Annotated in this window: 18 protein-coding genes; 9 read left to right on the forward strand and 9 right to left on the reverse strand. The window is 57.2% G+C overall.

Features of this window, described 5'->3' with window-relative positions:
• Positions 1-26: 26 nt before the first annotated feature.
• Positions 27-1,085, reverse strand: a complete 1,059-nt coding sequence (gene zapE, locus AC2FLJ_RS15005) for a cell division protein ZapE (RefSeq protein ID WP_496706536.1) — start codon at positions 1,083-1,085, stop codon at positions 27-29.
• Positions 1,086-1,231: 146 nt separating this feature from the next.
• On the opposite strand from zapE, the gene AC2FLJ_RS15010 reads away from it, so the two are divergent.
• A complete protein-coding gene (locus AC2FLJ_RS15010) occupies positions 1,232-2,470 on the forward strand; it encodes an MFS transporter (protein ID WP_496706538.1) in 1,239 nt (412 codons plus the stop codon).
• Between the two features lies 1 nt (position 2,471).
• Here the strand turns inward: AC2FLJ_RS15010 and AC2FLJ_RS15015 are convergent, their stop codons facing one another.
• The 5 genes from AC2FLJ_RS15015 to AC2FLJ_RS15035 all read right to left on the reverse strand — a co-directional run bounded on the left by AC2FLJ_RS15015 (position 2,472) and on the right by AC2FLJ_RS15035 (position 7,013).
• Positions 2,472-3,092 (reverse strand): HAD family hydrolase, encoded by a 621-nt coding sequence (locus tag AC2FLJ_RS15015; protein ID WP_108859718.1) that lies wholly within the window; start codon positions 3,090-3,092, stop codon positions 2,472-2,474.
• Between the two features lie 143 nt (positions 3,093-3,235).
• A complete protein-coding gene (locus tag AC2FLJ_RS15020; RefSeq protein ID WP_058272080.1) occupies positions 3,236-3,691 on the reverse strand; it encodes a YaiI/YqxD family protein in 456 nt (151 codons plus the stop codon).
• A complete protein-coding gene (gene sthA, locus AC2FLJ_RS15025) occupies positions 3,688-5,145 on the reverse strand; it encodes a Si-specific NAD(P)(+) transhydrogenase (RefSeq protein ID WP_496706541.1) in 1,458 nt (485 codons plus the stop codon). The genes AC2FLJ_RS15020 and sthA overlap by 4 nt, the downstream gene beginning before the upstream one ends.
• Before the next feature lie 3 nt (positions 5,146-5,148).
• Entirely contained in the window at positions 5,149-5,982 is an 834-nt protein-coding gene (fghA, locus tag AC2FLJ_RS15030; protein WP_496706543.1) for an S-formylglutathione hydrolase, read from the reverse strand.
• A 101-nt stretch (positions 5,983-6,083) separates the two neighbouring features.
• Positions 6,084-7,013, reverse strand: a complete 930-nt coding sequence (locus AC2FLJ_RS15035) for an AEC family transporter (RefSeq protein WP_282169498.1) — start codon at positions 7,011-7,013, stop codon at positions 6,084-6,086.
• A gap of 207 nt (positions 7,014-7,220) precedes the next feature.
• On the opposite strand from AC2FLJ_RS15035, the gene AC2FLJ_RS15040 reads away from it, so the two are divergent.
• Positions 7,221-7,838 carry a TetR/AcrR family transcriptional regulator gene (locus AC2FLJ_RS15040; protein ID WP_282169497.1) on the forward strand — a complete coding sequence of 206 codons (618 nt, stop codon included), beginning with the start codon at positions 7,221-7,223 and terminating at the stop codon, positions 7,836-7,838.
• A 70-nt stretch (positions 7,839-7,908) separates the two neighbouring features.
• On the opposite strand, the gene AC2FLJ_RS15045 is transcribed toward AC2FLJ_RS15040, so the two are convergent.
• The 3 genes from AC2FLJ_RS15045 to AC2FLJ_RS15055 are packed head-to-tail and all read right to left on the reverse strand — an operon-like array spanning position 7,909 to position 14,812.
• Positions 7,909-9,279 (reverse strand): HlyD family type I secretion periplasmic adaptor subunit, encoded by a 1,371-nt coding sequence (locus tag AC2FLJ_RS15045; RefSeq protein ID WP_496697793.1) that lies wholly within the window; start codon positions 9,277-9,279, stop codon positions 7,909-7,911.
• Positions 9,276-11,033: a type I secretion system permease/ATPase gene (locus AC2FLJ_RS15050; RefSeq protein WP_496706546.1), complete on the reverse strand. Its 1,758-nt coding sequence runs from the start codon at positions 11,031-11,033 to the stop codon at positions 9,276-9,278. Before AC2FLJ_RS15050 ends, AC2FLJ_RS15045 begins: the two co-directional genes overlap by 4 nt.
• A gap of 59 nt (positions 11,034-11,092) precedes the next feature.
• The gene (locus AC2FLJ_RS15055) at positions 11,093-14,812 is read right to left on the reverse strand and encodes a beta strand repeat-containing protein (protein ID WP_496706548.1); all 3,720 of its coding nucleotides are present in this window, start codon (positions 14,810-14,812) and stop codon (positions 11,093-11,095) included.
• Between the two features lie 344 nt (positions 14,813-15,156).
• On the opposite strand from AC2FLJ_RS15055, the gene AC2FLJ_RS15060 reads away from it, so the two are divergent.
• From AC2FLJ_RS15060 to AC2FLJ_RS15090, 7 genes are all read left to right on the forward strand, one after another.
• Positions 15,157-16,077 (forward strand): LysR family transcriptional regulator, encoded by a 921-nt coding sequence (locus AC2FLJ_RS15060; protein WP_496706550.1) that lies wholly within the window; start codon positions 15,157-15,159, stop codon positions 16,075-16,077.
• A gap of 225 nt (positions 16,078-16,302) precedes the next feature.
• The gene (locus tag AC2FLJ_RS15065; RefSeq protein ID WP_282152074.1) at positions 16,303-17,886 is read left to right on the forward strand and encodes an ABC transporter substrate-binding protein; all 1,584 of its coding nucleotides are present in this window, start codon (positions 16,303-16,305) and stop codon (positions 17,884-17,886) included.
• Positions 17,887-17,954: 68 nt separating this feature from the next.
• Complete coding sequence (locus AC2FLJ_RS15070; RefSeq protein ID WP_496706552.1) at positions 17,955-19,049, forward strand: M24 family metallopeptidase; 1,095 nt, start codon at positions 17,955-17,957, stop codon at positions 19,047-19,049.
• Positions 19,049-20,056 carry an ABC transporter permease subunit gene (locus tag AC2FLJ_RS15075; protein WP_496697781.1) on the forward strand — a complete coding sequence of 336 codons (1,008 nt, stop codon included), beginning with the start codon at positions 19,049-19,051 and terminating at the stop codon, positions 20,054-20,056. The genes AC2FLJ_RS15070 and AC2FLJ_RS15075 overlap by 1 nt, the downstream gene beginning before the upstream one ends.
• Positions 20,056-20,958 (forward strand): ABC transporter permease subunit, encoded by a 903-nt coding sequence (locus tag AC2FLJ_RS15080; protein ID WP_058272293.1) that lies wholly within the window; start codon positions 20,056-20,058, stop codon positions 20,956-20,958. Before AC2FLJ_RS15075 ends, AC2FLJ_RS15080 begins: the two co-directional genes overlap by 1 nt.
• Positions 20,959-20,962: 4 nt before the next feature.
• Positions 20,963-21,940, forward strand: coding sequence for an ABC transporter ATP-binding protein (locus AC2FLJ_RS15085; RefSeq protein WP_058277169.1), 978 nt, complete (start codon positions 20,963-20,965; stop codon positions 21,938-21,940).
• Positions 21,937-22,893, forward strand: a complete 957-nt coding sequence (locus AC2FLJ_RS15090) for an ABC transporter ATP-binding protein (protein WP_496697778.1) — start codon at positions 21,937-21,939, stop codon at positions 22,891-22,893. Before AC2FLJ_RS15085 ends, AC2FLJ_RS15090 begins: the two co-directional genes overlap by 4 nt.
• The last annotated feature ends 3 nt before the right edge of the window (positions 22,894-22,896 follow it).

A 22,896-nucleotide genomic window follows, 5' to 3' on the forward strand; every position in this document is an offset into this window, starting at 1 on the left:
CGCAAAGCGCGGCGGGGGCAGCGCTCCTATTGCCCCCAATCCTGATCCTGCATCTCGCGCAGGCGCGACGCGGTGCGTTCAAACTCAAATGTGCCTTCACCTTCGACATACAACATCTCGGGTTCTGCCGCAGCTGAACAGATCAAGCGGACTTTTCCCTCATACAGTGCATCGATCAACGTTACGAACCGTTTGGCTTCGTTAAAATTATTGCGCGACAAGCGCGGGATGTCCTCAAGCACCAGAACTTTGACCTCTTCCGCGATGGCAAGATAATCTGCCGGGCCCAGCATCCTTCCACAAAGGTCATAGAAACTGGCCCGCGCCACGCCATTTCGGAAAGCTGGCAGTTCTACAGCACGACCGTTGACCTGCAGGATCAGCGGGTCCGCCGCCCCCCCGGCCAGGTCATTCCAGACGCTGCGAATGCTCGCGCGTGCTTCGGGGCCTATGGGCGTAAAGTAAACAGGTGCGCCTTCCAGCCGGTTTTGGCGGTAATCCGTGGGTGAGATCAGCTCCCACACCTCAAGCTGTTCTTTGATATGTGCAATGAAAGGCAAAAATAGCTGACGGTTTAGCCCGTCCTTGTAAAGGTCATCCGGATGGCGGTTCGATGTCGTCACGACCACGGTACCACCTTCATGCAGCAGATCAAACAAACGACCAACGATCATCGCGTCCGTGATATCGGTGATTTGCATTTCGTCAAATGCCAGTACGCGCGCGGACTTGATCACCGAGGCGGCCACCGGAGCCAACGCGTCTTCAACTCCGTCCTTACGGGCCTTGTGCATGCCTGCGTGGATTTCCTGCATAAAGGCGTGAAAATGCACTCGGCGGGCGGGGATGTCTGCCAAAGAGTCGACGAACATATCCATCAGCATGGATTTTCCGCGCCCGACTCCGCCCCACAGATATAAACCTTTGGGCGGCGGCGGGGCTTTTCGAAAGAACCCCCGTTTCACAGGTTCGGCCAATGCCGCCCGGATACGTTCGAAATGAGGAAGAACGGCCTCTTGAGCGTCGTCTCTGGACAGGGTGCCGTCGGCCACCTGCGTGTCATAAAGCGATATCAAACCCGTCATGTTTTGAGGCATAGCGCCCGGTTTGCCCGTTGAAAAGCAGCCATTTCTCGGACGCATCAATTTTGCTGATCCGTGACCGCAAAACTCCTGAATTGACGCACAACCTAAACGCGGTAACGTCTGGTTCTTGAACGCCCGAGGACCTAATGCCCCAACACACGCGCTTGCTGAACCCCATCCTGATCGTCGGATGTATCATCATCACCGTCAGTTTTGCCGTGCGCGCATCGTTTGGCGTGTTTCAGATCCCCATCGCAGATGAATTCGGCTGGCTGCGCTCGGACTTCTCGATGGCAATCGCAATTCAGAATTTGGCCTGGGGCATTGGGCAGCCGGTTTTCGGGGCCATCGCCGAAAAGGTCGGCGACAGGCGCGCAATTATTCTAGGGGCTCTGACCTACGCGGCGGGTATGGTTCTGTCGGCCTGGTCCGTCACTCCGTTCGAGCACCAAATGTACGCATGGCTTGTGGGGTTCGGTATCGCGGGAACAGGATTTGGCGTGGTGCTTGCCGTGGTGGCGCGGGCATCGTCGGACGAAAACCGCTCTATGTCGCTTGCGATTATCACAGCTGCTGGCAGTTTCGGTCAGCTTCTGGGGGCGCCTACAGCCGAATGGATGCTAAGCTTTATGCCCTGGCAGCAGGTGTTCATTGTATTCGCTGCAGCGATTTTGGCACTGGTGCTGACACTGCCGTTCATGCGCGCCCCGCAGGCTGCCAGTAAAGCAGAGATCGAAGAAAGCATGAGTCAGATCCTGACCAGGGCTTTCCGCGATCCATCCTATACGCTGATCTTTCTGGGCTTTTTCAGCTGCGGTTATCAGCTTGGCTTCATCACCGCACATTTCCCCGCTTTCGTGACCGAGATGTGCGGACCCATACAACCCGGTGGCGTTCTGCAGTCTATTGGCATCACAACCACATCAGCACTAGGGGCCGTGTCAATTTCATTGATTGGTCTGGCCAATATAGGGGGCACGCTGCTGGCGGGCTGGGCCGGGAACCACTTTCCCAAAAAATACCTTCTGGCAGGTGTCTATACGGCGCGCACACTTGCGGCGGCGGCCTTCATTGTGTTCCCTATCACGCCCCTGTCGGTCATCGTATTTTCGCTGGTCATGGGTTCGCTTTGGCTTGCCACCGTTCCGCTTACTTCGGGGTTGGTCGCGCATCTCTACGGACTGCGCTACATGGGAACGCTGTATGGGATCATCTTTTTCAGCCACCAGGTCGGCAGTTTCCTGGGCGTCTGGTTGGGCGGGCGCATGTATGACCAGTACGGCGACTACACCATGGTCTGGTGGATCGGAGTCGCAATTGGGGCGTTCAGTGCCATCGTCCACCTTCCCATTCGCGAAAACCGCCCAACGCCCGTCACCGCCTGAGCTACAGCGCCTCTTCGACCGTCAGTAGACCTTCTTGCAGCAGTCGGTCCGCCCAACCCTGTGGGCCGGTAAAGTGGTGCGTCTGCCATCCACGGGCGCGCGCCGTTTCGATATTTTCGAGTCGGTCGTCGGTGAACAAAAGCGCCTCGGGCGGTAGTCCACAATCCGCTTCGACCATTTCATAGATCGGAACATGCGGTTTGACGGTCTGCATCCGTCCCGACACGTATTGTTTGTCGAACTCGTTGAGGAACGGGTAAACCGTCGTCGCATAGTCGAAATTTTGCACCCCGAAATTGGTCAATGCAAAAACCGGCACGCCTTTGGCCCGCAAGGCCCGTTGCAGACGGATCGAGTGGGGGATCTCGGGCGCGGCAAGTTCGATCCACTTGTCGTGCCACATGCGGATTTCATCCCGCCATTCCGGGTATTTCTCGGCCCAATCATAGATTGTGTCAGTGAAGTGATGACCCTGGTCAACCAGGTCGTTCATCCCGTGCAGGTCAACTTCCGAGAACATGGCACGACGGCGCTCTTCCCCGATGACCTGGTCGTAATAGCGTTCGGGTTGCCATTCGATCAGAACATTCCCGATGTCAAAAACAACAGCTTTCACCGACATGTACGTACCTGTCTTCTTGTTCCTTAGTTGGTGCCACTGAACCAAGCGCGACGGGATTGTTCAAGGCACAACCGCAGCGCGCAGCGCTGCCCGGCCCAATTGTCAAAGACGCATCTATGATGCGTCGCTGGCAAGCGGGAGGATTAGCCCCGCTGCGCAGCCCTTAACTCACGTTCCAGGGCGTCCAAAAACCGGGATCGGTCAGCTTTGCCAAAGGGTTTTCCGCCGCCACCCGCGCCCAATGGGTTGGATGCGCGCAAGTCGGCCATCAAATCACGCATGGCCAGTTGCTGGCCGATATTGGCCGCGGTAAAGGCTTCACCGTTTGGACGGAGGACCCGAGCGCCGGCCTCAACACATTTTGCGGCCAGCGGGATATCCGAGGTTACCACTACGTCCCCTGCGCCGCATCGTTCGGCGATCCATTTGTCTGCCTCATCCGCACCCTCAGACACGATGACCACCTGCACCAATGGGTTTGCAGACGGCCGCAAGCCACCGTTTGACACCAGTGCCATCGGAACTTTGTGCCGGGTTGCAACCCGTTCAGCCTCGGCTTTCACGGGGCAGGCATCGCCATCGATATAGAGCGTCGTCACGCTTTCCCGGCCTTCTTCTCGGCCTTTTCAGCGGGCTTCTTGCGCACTTTGAACTCGTCCGGGATTGGCATCCGATTGAATGCATCCAAACCAGCGATCTTATAGGCCTCGGCAAGGGTTGGATAGTTGAACGTATTCTGCACGAAGTAATCCACCGTGCCCTTCAGATTCAGGACTGCCTGCGCGATATGGATCAACTCGGTCGCACCTTCGCCCACGATCTGCACGCCCAGCACCCGGCGGGTTTTCAGTGAAAACAGCATCTTCAGCATGCCATGTTCCAACCCCATGATATGCCCGCGCGAAGTCTCCCGGAACCGCGCCACGCCGACTTCGTATGGGATGCCGCGTTCCTGCAGTTCCTCTTCGGACATGCCGCAAGTTGAAATCTCGGGGACTGAATAAATGCCGTAAGGATACCACGGACTTTCCGGCAGGGTAGGGGTTTCCAGCGCGTGACAGGCTGCCACGCGGCCCTGCTGCAGCGAGGTTGAGGCCAATGATGGGTGCCCAATCACATCGCCAGTCGCGTAGATATGCGCCACAGCAGTTTGATACGTCTTGCGATCCACGTTGATCCGGTTGCGATGATCGGTTTCCAAGCCAACGGCCTGCAGGTTCAATGCCGATGTCGCCCCCATGCGCCCGGCGGCGAACAACAACATTTCAGCACGCACGTGGCGGCCATTCTCGAGCGTGACTTCGACATGGCCGCCAGCGTCTTCTATCTTTTGAACGGCTGAGCCCAAACGTAGGTCCACGCCGTTTTCGCGGATCTGATGGGTGAAATCATGGATTAGGCGGGTGTCGATGAAATCTAAGAAGGTTTCACGAGGTTCGATTAACGTCACCCGAACGTCCAATGCCGAGAACATGGTGGCGTATTCCACACCAATTACTCCGGCACCTATCACGACCAGCGAGCGCGGGATCTCTGCCATCTCAAGAAAGTCGTCACCGTCCACAACGGTCTTTCCGTTGAATGGCACATAATCCGGGCGATAGGTTTTTGTTCCGGTTGCTATCAGGAACTTGGCCGCCGTAAGTCTCGTGGTCTCACCGGCATCAGTGGCAACCTCAATCTCGTGAGGCCCAACGAATTTGGCCAACCCGTTCAGGGTCTCCACATGGTTGCGGTTGAATTGGTGTTCCAGCACGTCAACTTCATGATCCAGCGTCATATGCAGACGCGCCTTGAGGTCTTCGGCCCGGATCTGATCTTTGACGCGGTACGAGCGGCCATAGAAGCTGCGCTCGCGCCAGCCGGACAGGTTCAGTACCGTTTCGCGCAGGGTCTTTGACGGGATCGTTCCGGTGTGGACGGACACGCCGCCAAACCGATCCTTGCGATCGATCACCAGAACACGCCGTTGCAGTTTGCCCGCCTGTATCGCGGCCGAACGACCCGAGGGGCCGGACCCGATGATGATCAGGTCATAGTCGTATTGGCTCATGCCTCAGTCTCCGTACAGTGCCTCGGCGTGGAAGGTGATGTGGTCTTCCATGAAGGTCGACACGAAGAAGTACGAATGATCGTAGCCCGGTTGCAGGCGGAAGATTGCCTGCTGACGACGTTCGGCAATCGCCTGCGCCAAAGTTTCGGGGCGCAGCAAGTCGATGAATTGGTCACTGGCACCAGTGTCGATCAGGATAGGGCCATCAAAGCCGATTTCTTTCATCATGACCGAGGCATCGTGTTTGACCCATGCCGTCTCATCGTCGCCAAGGTAGGCGCTTAGTTGCTTGCGACCCCAATCCGCACCCGTCGGGTTCGATATAGGTGCGAAGGCGGAGACAGACCGGAAGCGACCCGGCAGGTTCATCGCGAGCGTCAGCGCCCCGTGACCACCCATCGAATGTCCGGTTATGGCCTGACGCTCCGCGTCGATCGCGAAGTTTTCGATCAGCAAAGCAGGCAATTCTTCGGCCACGTAATCCCACATGTTGAAATGCGGCGCCCAAGGCTGCTGCGTGGCGTTCAGATAGAACCCGGCGCCCTGGCCCAGATCGTAATCATCGTGATCGGCAACACCCTCACCGCGCGGCGAGGTGTCCGGGAAGACCACCGCGATGCCTTGTTCAGCCGCCCAGGCCTGCGCGCCTGCTTTTGTCATTGCGTTTTCATGGGTGCAGGTCAGGCCTGACAGATACCACAATACCGGAACCGGGCCGTCTTTGGCCTCGGCTGGCAGGAACAAGCCAAAGGTCATGTCGCATTGGCAGGCAGTCGAGGCGTGGCGGTAGACGCCCTGAACGCCTCCGAAACATGCATTTTCCGAAAGGGTTTCCATTTGGTTTCGTCCTTACGTTGGGTTTGCGACATGGCTATCCTTACACGCTCGATACGTAAAGGCTGCGCGGCTTTGGTGTGCCATTTTTCACAAGGCTTAGATCAGGGCGTTCCGACCCAGGCGATGACCAACGGCACCGTCAGAATGCTGGCCGCTGTGGACAGTAGTATCGCAGCTGATGCACGGTGCGGGGCCACCCTGTAATGGGCGGCGAGCATATAGACGTTACCCGCCACTGGCAGTGCCGCGGCAGCGATGGCGACAGAAGCAGGAAACGCTGCCACGGGCAAAATCCAAATCAACACAACGGCGACACAAACTGGGTGAACGACAAGTTTGCAAAAGCTCAACCAGCCTGCAATGTGAACGCGTTCGGCGGATTTACTGGCCAGAGAAGCTCCGATAGCGAACAGGGCACCCGGTGTGGCTGCCCCGCCCAGAATTGTCAGGAAATCGTTCAATGGGACAGGAACAGGAATCTGCAACGCGGACCAGAGCATTCCCGCCGAGATCGAAACGATCATCGGATTCTTGATCAACCCGATCCCGATCAGTCGGAAGGTTGCAGGTTTCAACCGCCCGTCGCGCCCGCCATTTATCAAGATGACGATCAGGGATGAAAACACCACCAGATCAACCGTCAGAACCAGCATAACCGGGCCAATCGCGGCTTCGGTAAAAAGCAGCGCCAGCATGGGCAGGCCCAGAAAACCGACATTGCCGATGGCCGCGCATTGTGCCTCTACCGCTGCGGTCGGGATATCAAGCCGACGTATCCATGCGACAACCGTCGCCAAGACGTACACAGCGGCGGTTCCGATCAAGTATCCAACGACTAGCCTTGCATTGAAAATATCCGCAAAGGGCAGGGTGGCGGCAAAGCGAAACAGCATGGCCGACAGCGCAAAATAGAAAACGAATTTCGTCAGGTACGCCGTTGCTTCTTCGGAAAAAAATCGACTGCGCCCGGCCCAGTATCCCAGGCCGATGATTGCGAAAAAAGGCAGTGTGCGCAGAAAGATATCGACCATGTGCAAAGTGGTAGCACGTAACACACAGGCTGCAAGATATGACGGGCCAGTTAAAGGGTTTTGGGGACGCGCGTTGTAAATTAACTTAACCGGTCAATCGAAAACCTAACGTCATCTGTGTTGCCAGATGCCTGCTAATTGTGCGATTTGTTGTATCTGAACTGAACGGTTTAAACATTTGTCACCCAATCGACCGAAGGAGAGTACATGACCGAAGCAGCCGTCATTCTGCGTACAGGCCGAAAATTTGATCAGGTCCTGCGCGGAGCCCGAGAGGTTTTCATGGCGGATGGTTTCGAAGGTGCAAGCGTCGACGATATAGCCCGTGCCGCCGGGGTCTCTAAGGCCACGCTATACAGTTATTTCCCCGACAAGCGGCTGCTTTTCATGGAGGTGGCGCAGGTCGAGTGTAGACGGATGGCGGAAAACGTCGTGGCGATGGTGGACGATTGCAAACCGGCACGCGAAGTTCTGACAATCGCTGCAACAGAGCTCACGAGTTTTTTGGTCTCGGACTTCTCGCAACAGATGTTCCGCATCTGCATCGCCGAGCGGGACCGGTTCCCGGAGCTGGGCCAAACATTTTATGAGGCCGGACCGCAGAACGGTCAGCGCCAGATGGTCGAATATCTGGAGAAGGCGGTCAACAAGGGTGAGTTGGCCATCGACAACCTGCAATTGGCAGCCGAACAGTTTAGTGAACTATGCAAGGTTCGGATTTGGACCCGCGCTGCCATTGGCGTTCAAAAGAGCTTTTCCAAAGCAGAGTTGGATGCAATTGCGACGCAGGCCGTTGATATGTTCATGGCGCGATACGGCGTCTAACCTGCTGCATTTAGTCACGAGAAAGACGTGAACGACCCGCACCCGGCAAGCCGGATGCGGGCAAAACAAGTCACTCGATAAAAGTCTTGGCGAGCCGGTCACTGATTGGTTGTGACAGGTAGCTGATTACTGCGCGCTCGCCGGTTTTCACAAACAGATCCGCGGGCATTCCTGGCAACAGATCCAGTGCGGCGACTTCGGTGGGTTGATCGGCATCCAGTTTCACCCGGGCTTTGTAATAAGGCTCGCCGGTGCGATCGTCCTCCAGCGCGTCGGCTGAGATGTCAAAAATCCGGCCGCTGGCTTCAGGCACATCGGTCTGCGTAAAGGCTGACAGGCGAATGCGCGTTGCCTGACCGATCTGCAACTTGTCGATGTCGGCGGTCTTGATACGTGCTTCGACGATCAGGGCTTGATTGGCGGGAACAATATCCATGATCGCCTCTCCGGGGCGAATGACGCCGCCGGTTGTAGATACTGCCAAATTAACGACCCGCCCGCTGGAAGGGGCCAGGACCTGTGTTCGTTTCAACCGTTCCGATGCCCCTGAATATTGTGACCGGATCAGATCAAGCTGGGCATCCACAACCGCAAGCTCTCCGGCGATCACCTCGTCGCGCAGCTTTTGTTGGCTGAGCAGGGACAGTTGCAACTCTTGCATCTGGTCCTGGGCCTGCGCGATCTGGGTGCGCAACGACGCATCGACACCGCCCAGACGTTCCATTTCGATCTGGCGCGCGCTGACCCGTGTGACGGCCACAAGCCCTTTGTCCAGCAAGGATTTCAGATTGGACAGCTCAACCTGCGTGATGTCCTTCTGGTTTTGGGTCGAGAGGCGTTGTTCGTTCAGGCCGGCGATCTGATTGCGCAGCCCCTGAATGCGTTGCGCGTTGATTTGAGCCTCGGTCCGGCGGGCGCGGGCTTCGGCGTCAAATAGTTGTTTCTGCGTCAGGTAAGGCGACAACCAATGCAGCCGCTGCATTCCATCGCTGAACCCGGCCAAAGCGGTTGGCTCGTCAAACCTGTCCGTGCCGTTAATCTGCGCCAGCAAGCGGGCGCGCCGGACCGACAACTCGCCCAATTGGCTGCCCAGAACACTCAGATCTACGTCGAAATCTGAGGTGTCAAGCCGTACGAGGGGCTGACCTGCCTGAACGAATTCACCATCCGTGACCAAGATCGAGTCAATGATGCCACCATCCAGATGTTCAACCGTCTTGCGGTCACCTTCCACCACAAACGAGGCCGGCGCGACCACCGCCCCATCCAGTTTCGAGGCGAAGGCCCAATAGATGCTGCCGCCGACGAAAGCCATCAGGGTAAACAACCCGAACAGGACATAGCGTCTGATGCCAGAGGCTTCGGTCGTGATGTCCAATACTTGCACATCGTGGGCGGTAAGCACATTCGGGGATTGTGGGCGTTTCATCAACTGGGTCATTGGGCAGCTCCGCTGATCTGAGTTGCATTGGCAGGGCGCACAGTGGGTTCGTGCGCCCCGGATTGGGTCGGTTTGTCCAGAACGTTCCGGCGATTGACCTTCAGGACGTCCTCTTTATCCCCGAACTGTGTTTGGGCGCCGTTTCGCAGGACCACTACTTTGTTGGCAGCCTGCAACGTTGCAGGACGATGGGTCATGACGATGGCAATTGCGCCGCGGGACTGCGCCGCCGTGATCGCATCGCGCAGGGCCTGTTCGCCTTCGGCATCAAGATCCGAATTCGGCTCGTCCAAAATCAACACAAACGGATCGCCATAAAGCGCCCGGGCTAGTGCCAGCCGCTGACGTTGACCACCGGACAAAAAGAACCCCCGACCGATGCGCGTTTCATATCCATCGGGAAGGGCGCTGATCATTTCGTGCACACCGGCTTCGCGTGCGGCACGCAGCACTTCGGCATCGTCTATGGCGACAGAGAAGCGCCCGATGTTTTCGCGGATCGTGCCGTCGAACAGCTCGATATCCTGTGGCAGATAACCGATCTGTTTGCCCAGATCCTCGTGGTTCCATTTGGACATCGGGCTGCCATCCAGCAAAACCTCGCCCCGTTGGGGGTGCCAGATACCGGCAATCATCTTGCCCAAGGTGGTCTTGCCCGAACCGCTATGCCCGATAACTGCCAACACATCTCCGGGCACAAGGCCAAAGTCGATCTGGCGGAGCGAGGCGTTGACGGCGCGCGGGGGGCCTGCCTGCGCAATCTTGACGTCCAGAGATTTGAACGCGCGCGGCAGGTGCAGATTGGGTGGGGCTTCGGCAAACTCTTCGGTCAGTTTAGTCAGCTTGGAGTAAGATCCGCGCGCGGCCAGAAAGCTGCGCCACTGACCGATCAATTGGTCAATTGGGGCCAGTGCGCGGGCCAGTACGATGGTTGCCGCGATCATGACGCCAGCGGTGGATTCTCCGGTGATGGCCAGTGCCGCACCAAGTCCCAGAATGGCCGATTGCAATCCCATCCGAACGGTCTTGGACACGACAGAAAAGCTGGCAACCCGGTCAGCGGCGCGGGTCTTGTGCTGATGGGCTTCCGCCTGAAGCGAGGTCCAGCGTCGCAGCAAATCGGATTTCATGCCAAGCGCTTGAACAAGCTCGGCGTTTTTATCACTGATGCTGAACAAGGCATCTGAACGACCGCGCGCTTGCGAAGCCGACCGCATCGGTTCCCGGGCGCGCGAGTTGTTGATCAGAGCCATGATCGTCAGCATGACGGCCCCGGCCAAACCAAGCAGACCCAAATACGGGTGTAGGGCATAAAGGACCAACAGATAGAGCGGGATCCACGGCGCGTCGAAACACGCGGTCAGCGTGGTTCCCGAGATGAATTCGCGAAATCCGTTCACGTCTTCGACAAGGTTTTCGCCAGCGTCGGCTTCGCCATGGACACGGCGGCGCATCGCAGCGCCAAGAACTGGGGCACCAACGTTCAGCTCAAAGCGGGCGGCCAGACGTCCCAAAATGCGCATCCGCATCAGGTCAAGGCAGGCGACCACGACGAATACACCGGCCAACAATGCTGACAACGCGATCAAGGTGTCGACATTTTGACTGGTCAGGACGCGGTCGTAGACCTGCAACATGTAAAGCGGACCGGCGAGCATAAGAAGGTTCAGAAACAAGCTGAAGAAGGCAACTGCAACAAAGCCCTTGCGCAGCGACCCCCAGGCGGCTTTCACGGGATTGGTTTTCTGGGACATCAGGGAACCCTTTCCGGTTTGGCAAACGGGGCGACCTAGGCCGCCCCGCTGTTGATTGGTTAAACGATGAAGTCGTTCTCGGTCAGGTCCGCGGCGTCGACACCGGCCAGACGGATCGAGCCTGCGTCGCCGAAGCTGATGACGGCGTCGTCACCATCCTGAACGGTACTCGGACCGCCGTCGAAGTCAGGGCCCAGATCTCCGATCTGAATTCTGTCGACGCCCGTTTCAAAGTCCGAGATTGTGTCGTCACCGAAGGTGCCCTGGAACAGGAAGGTGTCAGCGCCTTCGCCACCGATCAGGACGTCATTGCCGCCCTCACCGTTCAGCAGGTCATCGCCATCCGCGCCGTTCAGAACGTTCTCCAGGTCGCTGCCGACAATCACATCACCATCGTCAGAGCCGATGACATTCTCGATCGAGACCAGCACGTCGGTTTCGATCTGATTGTCGATCACGTCCAGACCGACAACTCCGGTGCCGCCTGTTGCATCAACATCAAGCGTCGCGCCTGCGTCCACCAGCGTGTCCTGCACGACCGGGCCGTTTGCGCCCGCTGGTGCGTTGTGCAGATGGATGGCTGATACGACACCGGGGATCGGCGTGTTCAGGTCGGCCTCGTTAAGGCCCACAACGCTCAACTCGCTCGAGTAGGTGACTTCGCCTGTTGCCAGGTTCTGAGTGATGACAACAGTCGCGTTGCCGGTGGCTTCGCTATCCGATGTCGGCCCGGGTTCTTGCGATGCGTCCAGACCGCCGCTCAGCGAAACTGTGCGGATGCCGTTTTCGGTTACATCGCTGTCGACCAGCAATTGCCCGCGAATTTCCCCGGCAGGAAAGTCGGAGGTGTGAATGTTGTAGTACAGATTGCCCAGAACGGCCTCTTCTACAAACCAGCCTCCATCCGGGATATTCGCACCAAACTGGTCCGGAGCCACAACAGCCGCATCCACGATCGAGACGTTGAATCCGGTATCGCGCGTGGTGGTGCCGTTGCCATTGGCGTCCAGACGGGCCTCTACCGCAACATCCAGATCCGAGAAATCGGCTGTGTCGATGCCGCCGCCTCCGTCGATGAAGTCATTGCCCAGACCACTGGTCAGCACATTGTCTGCATCGCCAGCGATCAGAACGTCATCACCTTCGCCACCGCTGATGTCGCCGTTAGTAGTGCCCAGATCGACAAAAATGTCATTGCCGTTGCCCAGCAGGACGTTGCCGTTTATCACACCTTCGTCGTCGTTGACGATGGTAACGTCACCAGCATCCGATGCATCAATCGCATTGACCGTGCCTCGAATTTCGCCTTCGTTCAGGATCGCACCCAGAAGGTTCAAACCGCCATCGATACGAATACCGGCTGCAGCGTCCGACTGTTCGGACCCGGCAATGAGACCTTCGTTGATGACAACTCCGGCAAAAGACGCGTCTTCCTGACCCGTGAACAGGCGCAGACCATCGCCAACCTGATTGCCCTCGGTTGCATCGCCGCGGCCCTGCAACACACCTTCGTTTACAATCGCCGCCGAGACGACATCGCCTGAAATGTCACCTGTTTGCAGCGAAACAGCCGAGCCGTTATTGCCCTCGCCTGCGTCCACCAGACCAGTGTTGGTGAAGGTGTAGTTGTCTGCCGTGCTATCAGCGTAGACTGTGCCGTTGCGCTGATTGCCTGTACCTAAGATGGCACCCAGGTTCTGAACGGAAAGCCCGTTACCATCGATGTTCAGTGCCCGGCTGTCCGAGGAAACGGTGCCGCTATTGACAAACGACCCGCCCGAGTGGTCACCAGTGCCAAAGTAGACACCGTTTTGCACACCTTCGACGGCACCCGCGTTAAACAATGTGCCCTGGAAGTTCACGCCATTGACAACTCGGATGCCGGCGACCGTGCCGTTGGCACCTCCAGAGAAAATCCCGCCAAAGTTGGAGATCGTCGCATCGGTAGTGCCGGTGTTGCCAACGTTGCCGATGCGAATGCCATCACCAGCAAGCGGCGTGGCGGCACCCGCGTTTCCGCGCCCGTTGATTACGCCCGTGTTTTCCAGTGTAAATGTGTTGGCACCATCTTCTGCACCACCGATTTCCACACCAAAGCCAGAACCCTGATTGCCGTGACCAGCGTCGATCAGACCTGAGTTCTGTACCGAGAAGTCATCCGCGGTTCCGTCAGCGTAAACCGTACCGTTGCGCTGATCTCCGGTGCCAAGGATGTTACCTTGGTTGTCGACCTCAAGCCCCGTGCCATCAATGTTGAAGGCCCGGCTGTCCGAGGACACAACGCCTCCTGCTTCGTTGACGAAACGACCACCCGTATGATCCGCGTTGCCAAAGTAGACGCCGTTTTGGACACCCGAGATTGTGCCGGCGTTGGTAAATTCGCCCTGAAAGCTCACGCCATCCACAACGCGCGCACCGGCTACAGTGCCGTTGGCACCTTCCGAACGTACCTCGCCACGGTTGACAATGGTCCCTTCGGCGATGCCCTGATTTCCCGGGTTGCCAATGCGGATACCATCTCCGGCCAGGCCAGTGCCTGCTGCGCCGTTGCCCCGACCCTGGATCAGGCCATCGTTTTCCAACGAGAACGTGTTGGCACCGTCTGCGGCTCCACCGATTTCTGCTCCGAAACCCGAGCCCTGGTTGTGCTCACCCGCGTCGATTGTGCCATTGGCCAGATTGCGGACCGAGAAGTCATCTGCGGTGCCATCGGCATAAACGGTGCCGTTACGCTGGTCGTCGTTTCCCAGAATGTCGCCGCCATTGATCAGGTTGACACCTGAGCCGTCGATGTTCACCGCGCGGCTTCCGGATTGGATGGTGCCAAAGTTCAGCACGTCCAGATCATGTTCACCATTGCCGATGTAAAGGCCATTGCGCGGGCCTTCTATCACGCCGGTCGACGTGTTCAGGATCTCACCTTCGGCGTTTACGCCATCCGCGATGCGGATACCGGCGGCCGTGCCTTGGTTGCTTTCGGTCGAGATCAGGCCGCTGTTGACGATCTCGGTTTCCAACGTGGCACCTTCGACACCGTCGTCAATGCGAATGCCGTCGCCGGCCAGCCCGGTATTGGCGGCCCCTTGGCCACGGCCTTGAATTGTCGCGCCAAAACCGTTGAAGATGTCGGTTTCCACGCGATCGCCAACCTCATCGCCGGTCTGCAACGAGATGCCCGCGCCCTGGTTGCCTTCGCCCGCGTCAATCGTGCCACCCGTAAAGTTCGAGATCGAGATGTCTTCGGCAGTGCGGTTGGTGTAAATCGTGCCATTGCGCTGATCGCCGGTGCCGATGATGTCACCAAAGTTGCGCACATCAATGCCTTGGCCCTGAATGTCGACTGCGCGGCTGTCAGAGCTGATCACGCCGCCGCGGAAATTGTCCAGGCCGCCCGAGCTTTGAGCACCTGCAAACTGAACGCCGTTAAATTCACCCGCGATCTCACCAAAGTTGCGAACCTGTGCGCTGCCGGTGACCTGAACGCCGGTGGCCAATGCGTCGGGGCCGTTGTTCGCCTCGATCCGCCCAGAGCGGAAGTTGAACACATCAATATCCTGCCCCTGCGCTTGAACGGCGGCAACGGCGTTGTTGGTGATGATTTCACCAAAGTTCAGCAGACGCGAGAAGTCATTTGCCAGCACGAAAGCCGGGGTGTCATCTACAACGGTGCTTTGAAAGAAGTTGTTGAAAAGGGTTTGGCCGTTGCGGGAGGTCTCTTGCGCTATTGTAGACGTGGTCAAGAGACGAGCGCGCAGGCTTGTCAGAAGTTGGGACAGCATGGGGTACTCCGTCATAAATTGTTACGTTTGGCAGTCCGCCCTGTGTGTCGGGCATTCCACGTAGCAAAGGGGTAGACGGCACCCCGGGTCATCTGAAATTCATCCTGCAAATCGGCCGTATAACCAACGCAAATAGTCACGGTTTCCGTGAGAATCCGGAAATGCCACATCAAATAAATCAACAGGTTACAATTTTCCTGCCGCGCGTGATGTTCTATTCGAATGCGCCGGTTAACAGTTTTGTCAGCGGAGTTGATCGGGATTTCATGCAGTTTTACCCGCTTTAAGGTACATAAAGGGGTGGTTTCGAGCCGCTTTAGTATGACCGCAGAGAGATTGAGCGGATGAATTTCAGAGATTTGGAATATGTGCTCGCCATTGCAAAACATGGCAAGTTCAGTCAGGCGGCGGTTGCGTGCAACGTTTCGCAACCTGCACTATCGAACCAGATCAAGAAGCTGGAACACGAACTGGGTGTTGAACTGTTTCTACGACTAAATAACGAAGTGCGCCCAACGGCATTTGGTCAAAGCATCCTCAAAATAGCTGAATCCATCCTGTCTGATGCACAACAGATCCGCGACACTGCCACCCAATACCGCGACCCCGAGGCCGTCACGTACCGGATTGGCATGACGCCAACGCTTGCACCCTACCTGACGCAGTACTTCTCAGGGTTGTTCAGCGATCTGTACCCGCGGATGCGTGTGACCATGATCGAGGACCTTCCGCAAAACATGTTGCAGATGGTGGAAGATCATCAATTGGACATGGCGCTGGTGGCCAAAGTCAACAACAGCGACGCTCTGGCTTTCACGTCAATTTGGGCCGAGCCGTTGTTTCTGGCCATGCGTGAAGGGCACCCACTTTGTATGCTTCCCTCTATTGCGCCAGAGGATGTGCCTCCGCATGACTTCATCCGGCTTCCTCACAGTTTTGGCTATGAACTTGAGGACCGTTTGCCCAAAGCTGATCCTGCGATCCGAGTCGCCAAGCGGTTTGATCTGAGCGCGCTGAGGTTTGAAACGATCTGCCGACACATTTGTCATTCTGATGATTGTACAATTGTGTCGGCCCTGGCTGCCGAGCAATTCAAGCGAGACAACTGGCCCTTGTGCTTTGTTCCTTTTGAGGGGCCCGGAAACCTGCGTAACCTTGGTGCTGCGACCCGCCCGGGATGTCCTAGAACTCAAGTTTTGAACCGTGTGGGTGCATATATTCAAGATCAACCCCCGGTTGGTGTTGCGCCGACCTTCACGCCGTAATCACTCGTCAATCTTTGCAATCATCAATGAATCCGAGATGTGTAGTCTCTCGGCTTTGCGAGGTGCATTGGTTCACACATTCCTTCAACTCTCAAAGTGAGTTGACAATGGATTTTGTATTTTGGATACATTGAGCACAGATTTCGCGGCGATGAGAGTCGTCAGAAATTGCTTGGTCAACAAAAGCAACGCGAAAGCCGATTGAAAATTTTCTGGGAGACAATCATGAAACTCAAATTTTTGGCTGCAACAGCGGCTATTGCCCTGTCCAGTGCAGCCGCGCAGGCCAACACGCTGGTTTATTGTTCAGAAGGCTCACCCGAGGGGTTCGATCCCGCACTGTTTACAGCCGGAACCACATTTGATGCCTCATCGCACCCGATCTACAACCGCCTGCTGGAATTCGAAACCGGCACAACCAACGTTATCCCCGGTCTGGCCGAAAGCGTCGAAGCCAGTGATGATGGCCTGGAGTACACATTCAAGCTGCGTCAGGGTGTGAAGTTCCATTCGAATGACGAGTTCACGCCGACCCGCGATTTCAACGCGGATGACGTGATTTTCTCGTTCATGCGCCAAAAGGATGACAGCCATCCCTATAATCAGGTGTCAGGCGGTACGTGGGAATACTTCAAGGGTATGGGTATGCCCGATCTGGTCGAGTCCATTGAAAAGGTCGACGACTACACCGTCAAATTTACTCTGACCAAGCCTGAGGCGCCGTTTGTTGCCAATATGGCGATGGATTTCGCTTCGATCCTGTCTGCAGAATATGCAGATGCGATGATGGAAGCTGGAACACCTGAAAAGCTAAACACCGCACCCATTGGTACCGGCCCGTTCTCGTTCTTAGCGTATCAGAAAGACGCCGTGATCCGCTATGCCCAGAATGCCGACTACTGGAAGGATCCGGCGGATGTTGAAAATCTGATCTTTGCGATCACTCCGGACGCATCCGTGCGCTATCAGAAGCTGAAGGCGGGCGAATGTCACATCATGCCGTATCCGAACCCGGCGGACATTCAGGCGATGCAGGATGATGCCGACATCAACATGTTGGAGCAGGAAGGCCTCAACGTTGGCTACCTGGCCTATAACACCACAATGGCGCCCTTCGACAACCCGAACGTCCGCAAGGCGTTGAACATGGCAATCGACAAGAACGCGATCATCGACGTGGTGTTCCAGGGCTCGGGCCAGGTTGCAAAGAACCCGATCCCGCCGACCATGTGGGGCTATAACGACGCGATCACCGACGATGCCTATGATCCAGAAGCGGCCAAGGCAATGCTGGAAGCCGAAGGTGTTTCCGACCTGTCGATGAAGGTATGGGCAATGCCGGTACAGCGTCCGTACAACCCGAATGCGCGCCGTATGGCTGAACTGATCCAGGCGGATTTCGCGAAGGTTGGCGTGGACGTCGAGATCGTGTCTTACGAATGGGGTGAGTACCTGTCGCGTTCGAAAGATCTGGACCGTGATGGTGCCGTTCTTCTGGGTTGGACCGGTGACAATGGCGACCCAGACAACTTCCTGGCGGTTCTGCTGGGCTGTGACGGTCGTGAAGCGTCGAACCGGGCACAATGGTGCCATGAGCCGTTCGAAGATCTGATCCTGAAGGCCAAACAGTCTACTGATCAGGCGGAACGCACCAAGCTGTATGAAGATGCCCAGGTCATCTTCAAAGAGCAGGCCCCGTGGGCAACCATTGCGCACTCGGTCGTTTACATGCCGATGAGCAATAAGGTTCAGGGCTATAAAGTGCACCCGCTGGGCGGACACATCTTCTACGGTGTGAGCGTCGAGTAAACCACCACTCAACGACCGGAGCCGCCCAATTGGCGGCTCCGGTTTTCTTTATTGGGAGGTCGGCGCGAATGCCGGATTTGTCCGAGTACCAACAACTGGCAAAGGACATGTCAGTAGATGCCGTGGCACTGGTGCCCGGTCCGAATTTTACCCGCGCTTTGGTAAAACCCTTCATGAGCAACGAGCGACCCTTTGTGGTCGTGATCCCGGCCGAAGGCGTACCGGCAGCGATTGTGCCGAACCTAGAACTGGGCTCTTGGGCGCTGGTCGGGTTTGACGGCGCTGTCTTCGACTGGCGCGATCAGACGGGCTATGACGATGCCTTCGCGGCACTGGCTAAACATATGCCGCTGCGATCTCTCGCGGTCGAGGGGCAGGTGATGCGCGTCTTTGTCTCTAAGGCCTTTACCCGTGCATTGCCCGAGCTGCGAATCGTGGACGCGGAACGAGAGATATCCGGTCTGCGCATCATCAAGACAGACCATGACATTGCAGCGCTGCAAGCGGCGATTGATATCTCGGAGCGAGCGCTGGAGCGGGTCATTGCGGATGTTCGCGTTGGCCAAACAGAAGTACAAGTTGAACAAGCATTGATCCAGGCGCTGTTCGCAGAAGGGGCTGCGTCGCTGGCATTTTCGCCCATCGTGACGGCCGGAGGAAACTCGGCTCAACCGCATGGTAAAGCACGCGCGGATTATCAGATCAAAGCAGGCGACGCGCTGCTGTTCGATTTCGGCGCACGCAAACATGGGTTTGCCGCCGACATCACACGCACCTTTTTTGTCGCCGAAGCCTCGGATGAGGGCAGGGCGGTCTACGACACCGTTCTGCGGGCCAACCTGGTCGGGTTCGAAGCTTGCCGGCCTGGCGTCACTGCCCACGATATCGACGACGCGGTGTCCAGCGTGCTCGAGGCCTCGCCCTATGCAGATCGTATCCGCACCAAGACCGGTCATGGGCTGGGCCGCGATGTGCACGAAGCGCCCTACATCATGCGTGGCAACGGCCAGATCATGCGCGCGGGCATGGTTTGGACAAACGAGCCGGGCCTCTATGATCTGGACAATTTCGGCGTTCGGATCGAAGATGACGTATTGGTGACCAACGACGGTTGCCGGTCGCTGACCAGCTTTCCCAAAGAACTAACAATCATAGGCCGCTGATGTTTGGCTATTTTCTTACCCGCCTCGGCATGTTCATTCCGACATTTCTGGGCGTAACACTGATCTCGTTCATGTTCATTCGGGTGCTTCCAGGCGATCCGATCATCGTCATGGCCGGTGAACGCGGAATGTCCGAAGAACGCTATCAGGAGATGGTTGAGAAGCTGGGCTTCGACAAACCTGTTCTGCAGCAATACTGGGACTATCTGGTTGGCGTGTTGCATGGTGATTTGGGCGAGAGCTTTGTCACCAAGAAGCCGGTTTGGGACGAATTCTTTGCCCTGTTTCCGGCCACGCTGGAACTGTCGATCTGCGCCATGATCTTTGCAGTAGCTTTGGGTCTTCCCGCGGGCGTTATTGCTGCTGTGAATCGGGGCAAATTCTTCGACCGGGCGCTGATGTCGTCCGCGCTGATCGGGTATTCCATGCCGATCTTCTGGTGGGCGCTGTTGTTGATCATCGTGTTTTCCGGCAACCTTGGTTGGACGCCTGTCTCAGGCCGGATCGACCTGCTATACTACTTTCCAAGTGTCACAGGCTTCATGTTGATCGACAGCCTGCTGTCCGGGCAGGAGGGGGCGTTTGGATCGGCTGTACGCCATCTAATACTGCCGACCATCGTTTTGGGCACGATCCCTTTGGCCGTAATTGCGCGCCAGACCCGTTCGGCCATGTTGGAAGTGTTGGGTGAGGATTACATCCGCACGGCCCGCGCAAAGGGGCTCACCCCCGCACGGATCAATGGGCTGCATGCGCTGCGCAATGCGCTGATCCCGGTGATTACAGTGATCGGCCTGTCAGTCGGCACATTGCTGGCCGGGGCGATCCTGACCGAGACAATCTTTAGCTGGCCCGGTATCGGCAAGTGGATGGTCGACAGCATCTTCCGCCGCGACTACCCGGTTGTGCAGGGTGGCCTGCTGATGATCGCCGTGATCGTCATGCTGGTGAACCTGCTGGTCGATGTCCTTTACGGCGTCATCAACCCAAAAATCCGGAGGCGGTGATGGCTGAATTGTCCGCGACCCCACCAAAAACCGAAGACCGCCCCAGCGCCCTGCGAGAGTTCTGGTTCTATTTCAGCGAAAACCGCGGTGCGGTGATGGGCCTTTGGGTCTTTGCCGCCTTTGTTTTCTGTGCGGCCTTTGCGCCTTTGTTGGCCCCCTACGACCCGACTGAACAGTTCCGCAATCACATACTGCAACCTCCTGCGTGGCAAGAGGGCGGCAGTTGGGCCTTCCCATTGGGCACCGATCCGCTGGGCCGGGATATGCTTTCGCGGCTGATCATGGGATCGCGTTATTCCTTCTTTGTCGGCATCGTGGTGGTGTGTGTGGCCGTGACGGGCGGAGTGATTGTCGGCCTGCTGTCGGGTTTCGCGCCCAAATGGGTCGATACGATGATCATGCGGGTGATGGATATCATCCTGTCCTTCCCCTCGCTACTGCTTGCGCTGGTTCTGGTCGCCATCCTTGGTCCCTCGTTGACCAACGCGATGATCGCCATCGCCATTGTGTTTCAACCGCATTACGTGCGTTTGACCCGGGCATCTGTGTTGGCAGAGCGGCAAAAGGATTACGTGACCTCGGCTCGCGTTGCCGGTGCCAGCAAGGCCCGACTGATGTTCAAGACTGTGCTGCCGAATTGTCTGGCTCCGATTATCGTTCAGGCGGCGCTGTCGTTTTCGACCGCCATTCTGGATGCCGCAGCCCTTGGCTTTCTGGGCATGGGAGCGCAGCCGCCCACGCCAGAATGGGGCACCATGCTGGCCGAAGCGCGTGAGTTTATTCTGCGCGCGTGGTGGGTAGTGACGTTCCCCGGTCTGGCCATCCTGGTCACGGTGCTGGCCATCAACCTGATGGGCGACGGTCTGCGCGATGCGCTGGACCCTAAGCTAAAGCGGAGCTGACGACATGAGCCTGTTGGATATCCGAAACCTCACTGTCGAATTCGCAACCGCCTCGGGTCAGTTCCGCGCCGTGGATGGCGTTGATCTGTCCGTCGACAAGGGCGAGTTGATGGCCATCGTCGGCGAAAGTGGCTCGGGCAAATCGGTGTCGATGCTGGCATTGATGGGTCTGCTACCCTGGACGGCCACAATTACGGCCGACCAACTAAGCTTTGAAGGCATTGATCTGACCAAAATCTCGGCCCGTGACCGTCGCAAGATCATCGGCAAAGACATTGCCATGATTTTTCAGGAACCGATGTCATCGCTGAATCCTTGCTTTACGGTTGGTTTCCAGATCAAGGAGGCCTTGCGCATCCACCTGGGCCTGAACCGAAAGGACCGCCACCAACGCGCTATTGAACTGTTTGATCAGGTCGGAATCCCCGCACCCGAAAGCCGACTGAACACGTTTCCGCATCAGATGTCCGGCGGCATGAACCAGAGGGTGATGATTGCGATGGCCATCGCCTGCAAACCCAAGCTGTTGATTGCGGACGAGCCGACGACGGCGCTGGACGTGACAATTCAGGCGCAAATCCTTGATCTGTTGGTTCGCCTTCGGGACGAACAGGGCATGGGTTTGGTCCTTATCACTCATGATATGGGTGTTGTCGCCGAGACCGCCGAGCGGGTTCAAGTCCAATATGCTGGCCAAAAGGTCGAGGAGCAGGCAGTCAAAGACCTGTTCCGCACCCCGCGTCACCCCTACACAACTGCGTTGCTTAACGCGCTTCCGGAGCGGGCGACGTCGAAGATGCTACCTACTATTCCCGGCGTCGTTCCAGGGCAGTTTGACCGGCCAAAAGGATGTCTGTTCAGCCCCAGATGCCAATATGCAGATGATCTGTGCCGATCGTTGCCCCCAACCCCGCACAGTGCGGAATTCGGCAAGGCGCGTTGCCATTACGTTGAAAAGATAACAACCGGAGAGCTGGCATGACCGCCCCCATCGTTCAGGCCAGTGATTTGGCCAGGTTCTACACCGTAAAAGGCGGGTTATTGTCGAAGGCCGCAACGGTAAAAGCCTTGTCTGGAGTGGACTTCGAACTGCGGCCGGGCAAAACGTTGGCGATCGTAGGAGAGTCCGGTTGTGGGAAGTCCACCCTCGCAAGGGTGGTGACGATGATCGAAGAACCGACCTCGGGAAGTCTGACCATCGATGGCGTTGAAATATCTCCATCGAAATGGGCCCAGATGCGTGAAACTGTGCAGATTGTGTTTCAGGATCCTTACGGCTCGCTCAACCCACGCCAACGGATCGGTCAAATCCTGCAAGAGCCATTGATAATTAACCGCCGCGAGATGTCCGCAACCGACCGCGAGGCGCGCGCGCGTGAAATGATCGACCTCGTGGGTTTGCGCCCCGAACATTACGACCGCTACCCACACATGTTTTCGGGCGGGCAGCGGCAGCGGATAGCAATCGCCCGCGCCCTGATGCTGAACCCCAAGGTGCTGGTGCTGGATGAGCCGGTTTCAGCGCTGGACGTCTCGATCCAATCGCAAATTCTGAACCTGCTGGTCGAATTGCAGGAACGTCTGAACCTTGCCTATCTGTTCATTTCGCATGATTTGTCGGTGGTGAAGCATTTTGCCGACGACGTGATCGTTATGTATTTAGGCCGCGCGGTTGAGAAGGCACCGAAAGAAAAGCTGTTTGCTGCCCCTAGGCATCCCTATTCCAAGGCTCTTTTGTCGACAACACCTCGCGCAGATCCCGACGCGCGCAAGGATCGGATCAAACTGGAAGGCGAGCTTCCGTCCCCGATGAACATCCCCAAAGGCTGTGCCTTTGCACAAAGGTGCTGGCTTGCAACCGAAGAATGTCGCGCCGCGCCGCCAGAACTGAGCGGGGCAGACCACAAAGTCGCGTGCCTGCATCCACTGGGGTAAGAA

Source organism: Ruegeria sp. CDSA034 (assembly GCF_059612275.1).

What these genes read in the sequence shown, in the direction of transcription:
- AC2FLJ_RS15090 (WP_496697778.1), top strand. Translation starts at nt 21,937, where the DNA reads ATGACCGCCCCCATCGTTCAGGCCAGTGATTTGGCCAGGTTCTACACC.
- AC2FLJ_RS15010 (WP_496706538.1), top strand. Translation starts at nt 1,232, where the DNA reads ATGCCCCAACACACGCGCTTGCTGAACCCCATCCTGATCGTCGGATGT.
- AC2FLJ_RS15045 (WP_496697793.1), bottom strand. Translation starts at nt 9,279, where the DNA reads ATGACCCAGTTGATGAAACGCCCACAATCCCCGAATGTGCTTACCGCC.
- sthA (WP_496706541.1), bottom strand. Translation starts at nt 5,145, where the DNA reads ATGAGCCAATACGACTATGACCTGATCATCATCGGGTCCGGCCCCTCG.
- AC2FLJ_RS15070 (WP_496706552.1), top strand. Translation starts at nt 17,955, where the DNA reads ATGCCGGATTTGTCCGAGTACCAACAACTGGCAAAGGACATGTCAGTA.
- AC2FLJ_RS15040 (WP_282169497.1), top strand. Translation starts at nt 7,221, where the DNA reads ATGACCGAAGCAGCCGTCATTCTGCGTACAGGCCGAAAATTTGATCAG.
- AC2FLJ_RS15055 (WP_496706548.1), bottom strand. Translation starts at nt 14,812, where the DNA reads ATGCTGTCCCAACTTCTGACAAGCCTGCGCGCTCGTCTCTTGACCACG.
- zapE (WP_496706536.1), bottom strand. Translation starts at nt 1,085, where the DNA reads ATGACGGGTTTGATATCGCTTTATGACACGCAGGTGGCCGACGGCACC.
- fghA (WP_496706543.1), bottom strand. Translation starts at nt 5,982, where the DNA reads ATGGAAACCCTTTCGGAAAATGCATGTTTCGGAGGCGTTCAGGGCGTC.
- AC2FLJ_RS15080 (WP_058272293.1), top strand. Translation starts at nt 20,056, where the DNA reads ATGGCTGAATTGTCCGCGACCCCACCAAAAACCGAAGACCGCCCCAGC.
- AC2FLJ_RS15065 (WP_282152074.1), top strand. Translation starts at nt 16,303, where the DNA reads ATGAAACTCAAATTTTTGGCTGCAACAGCGGCTATTGCCCTGTCCAGT.
- AC2FLJ_RS15050 (WP_496706546.1), bottom strand. Translation starts at nt 11,033, where the DNA reads ATGTCCCAGAAAACCAATCCCGTGAAAGCCGCCTGGGGGTCGCTGCGC.
- AC2FLJ_RS15085 (WP_058277169.1), top strand. Translation starts at nt 20,963, where the DNA reads ATGAGCCTGTTGGATATCCGAAACCTCACTGTCGAATTCGCAACCGCC.
- AC2FLJ_RS15015 (WP_108859718.1), bottom strand. Translation starts at nt 3,092, where the DNA reads ATGTCGGTGAAAGCTGTTGTTTTTGACATCGGGAATGTTCTGATCGAA.
- AC2FLJ_RS15035 (WP_282169498.1), bottom strand. Translation starts at nt 7,013, where the DNA reads ATGGTCGATATCTTTCTGCGCACACTGCCTTTTTTCGCAATCATCGGC.
- AC2FLJ_RS15060 (WP_496706550.1), top strand. Translation starts at nt 15,157, where the DNA reads ATGAATTTCAGAGATTTGGAATATGTGCTCGCCATTGCAAAACATGGC.
- AC2FLJ_RS15075 (WP_496697781.1), top strand. Translation starts at nt 19,049, where the DNA reads ATGTTTGGCTATTTTCTTACCCGCCTCGGCATGTTCATTCCGACATTT.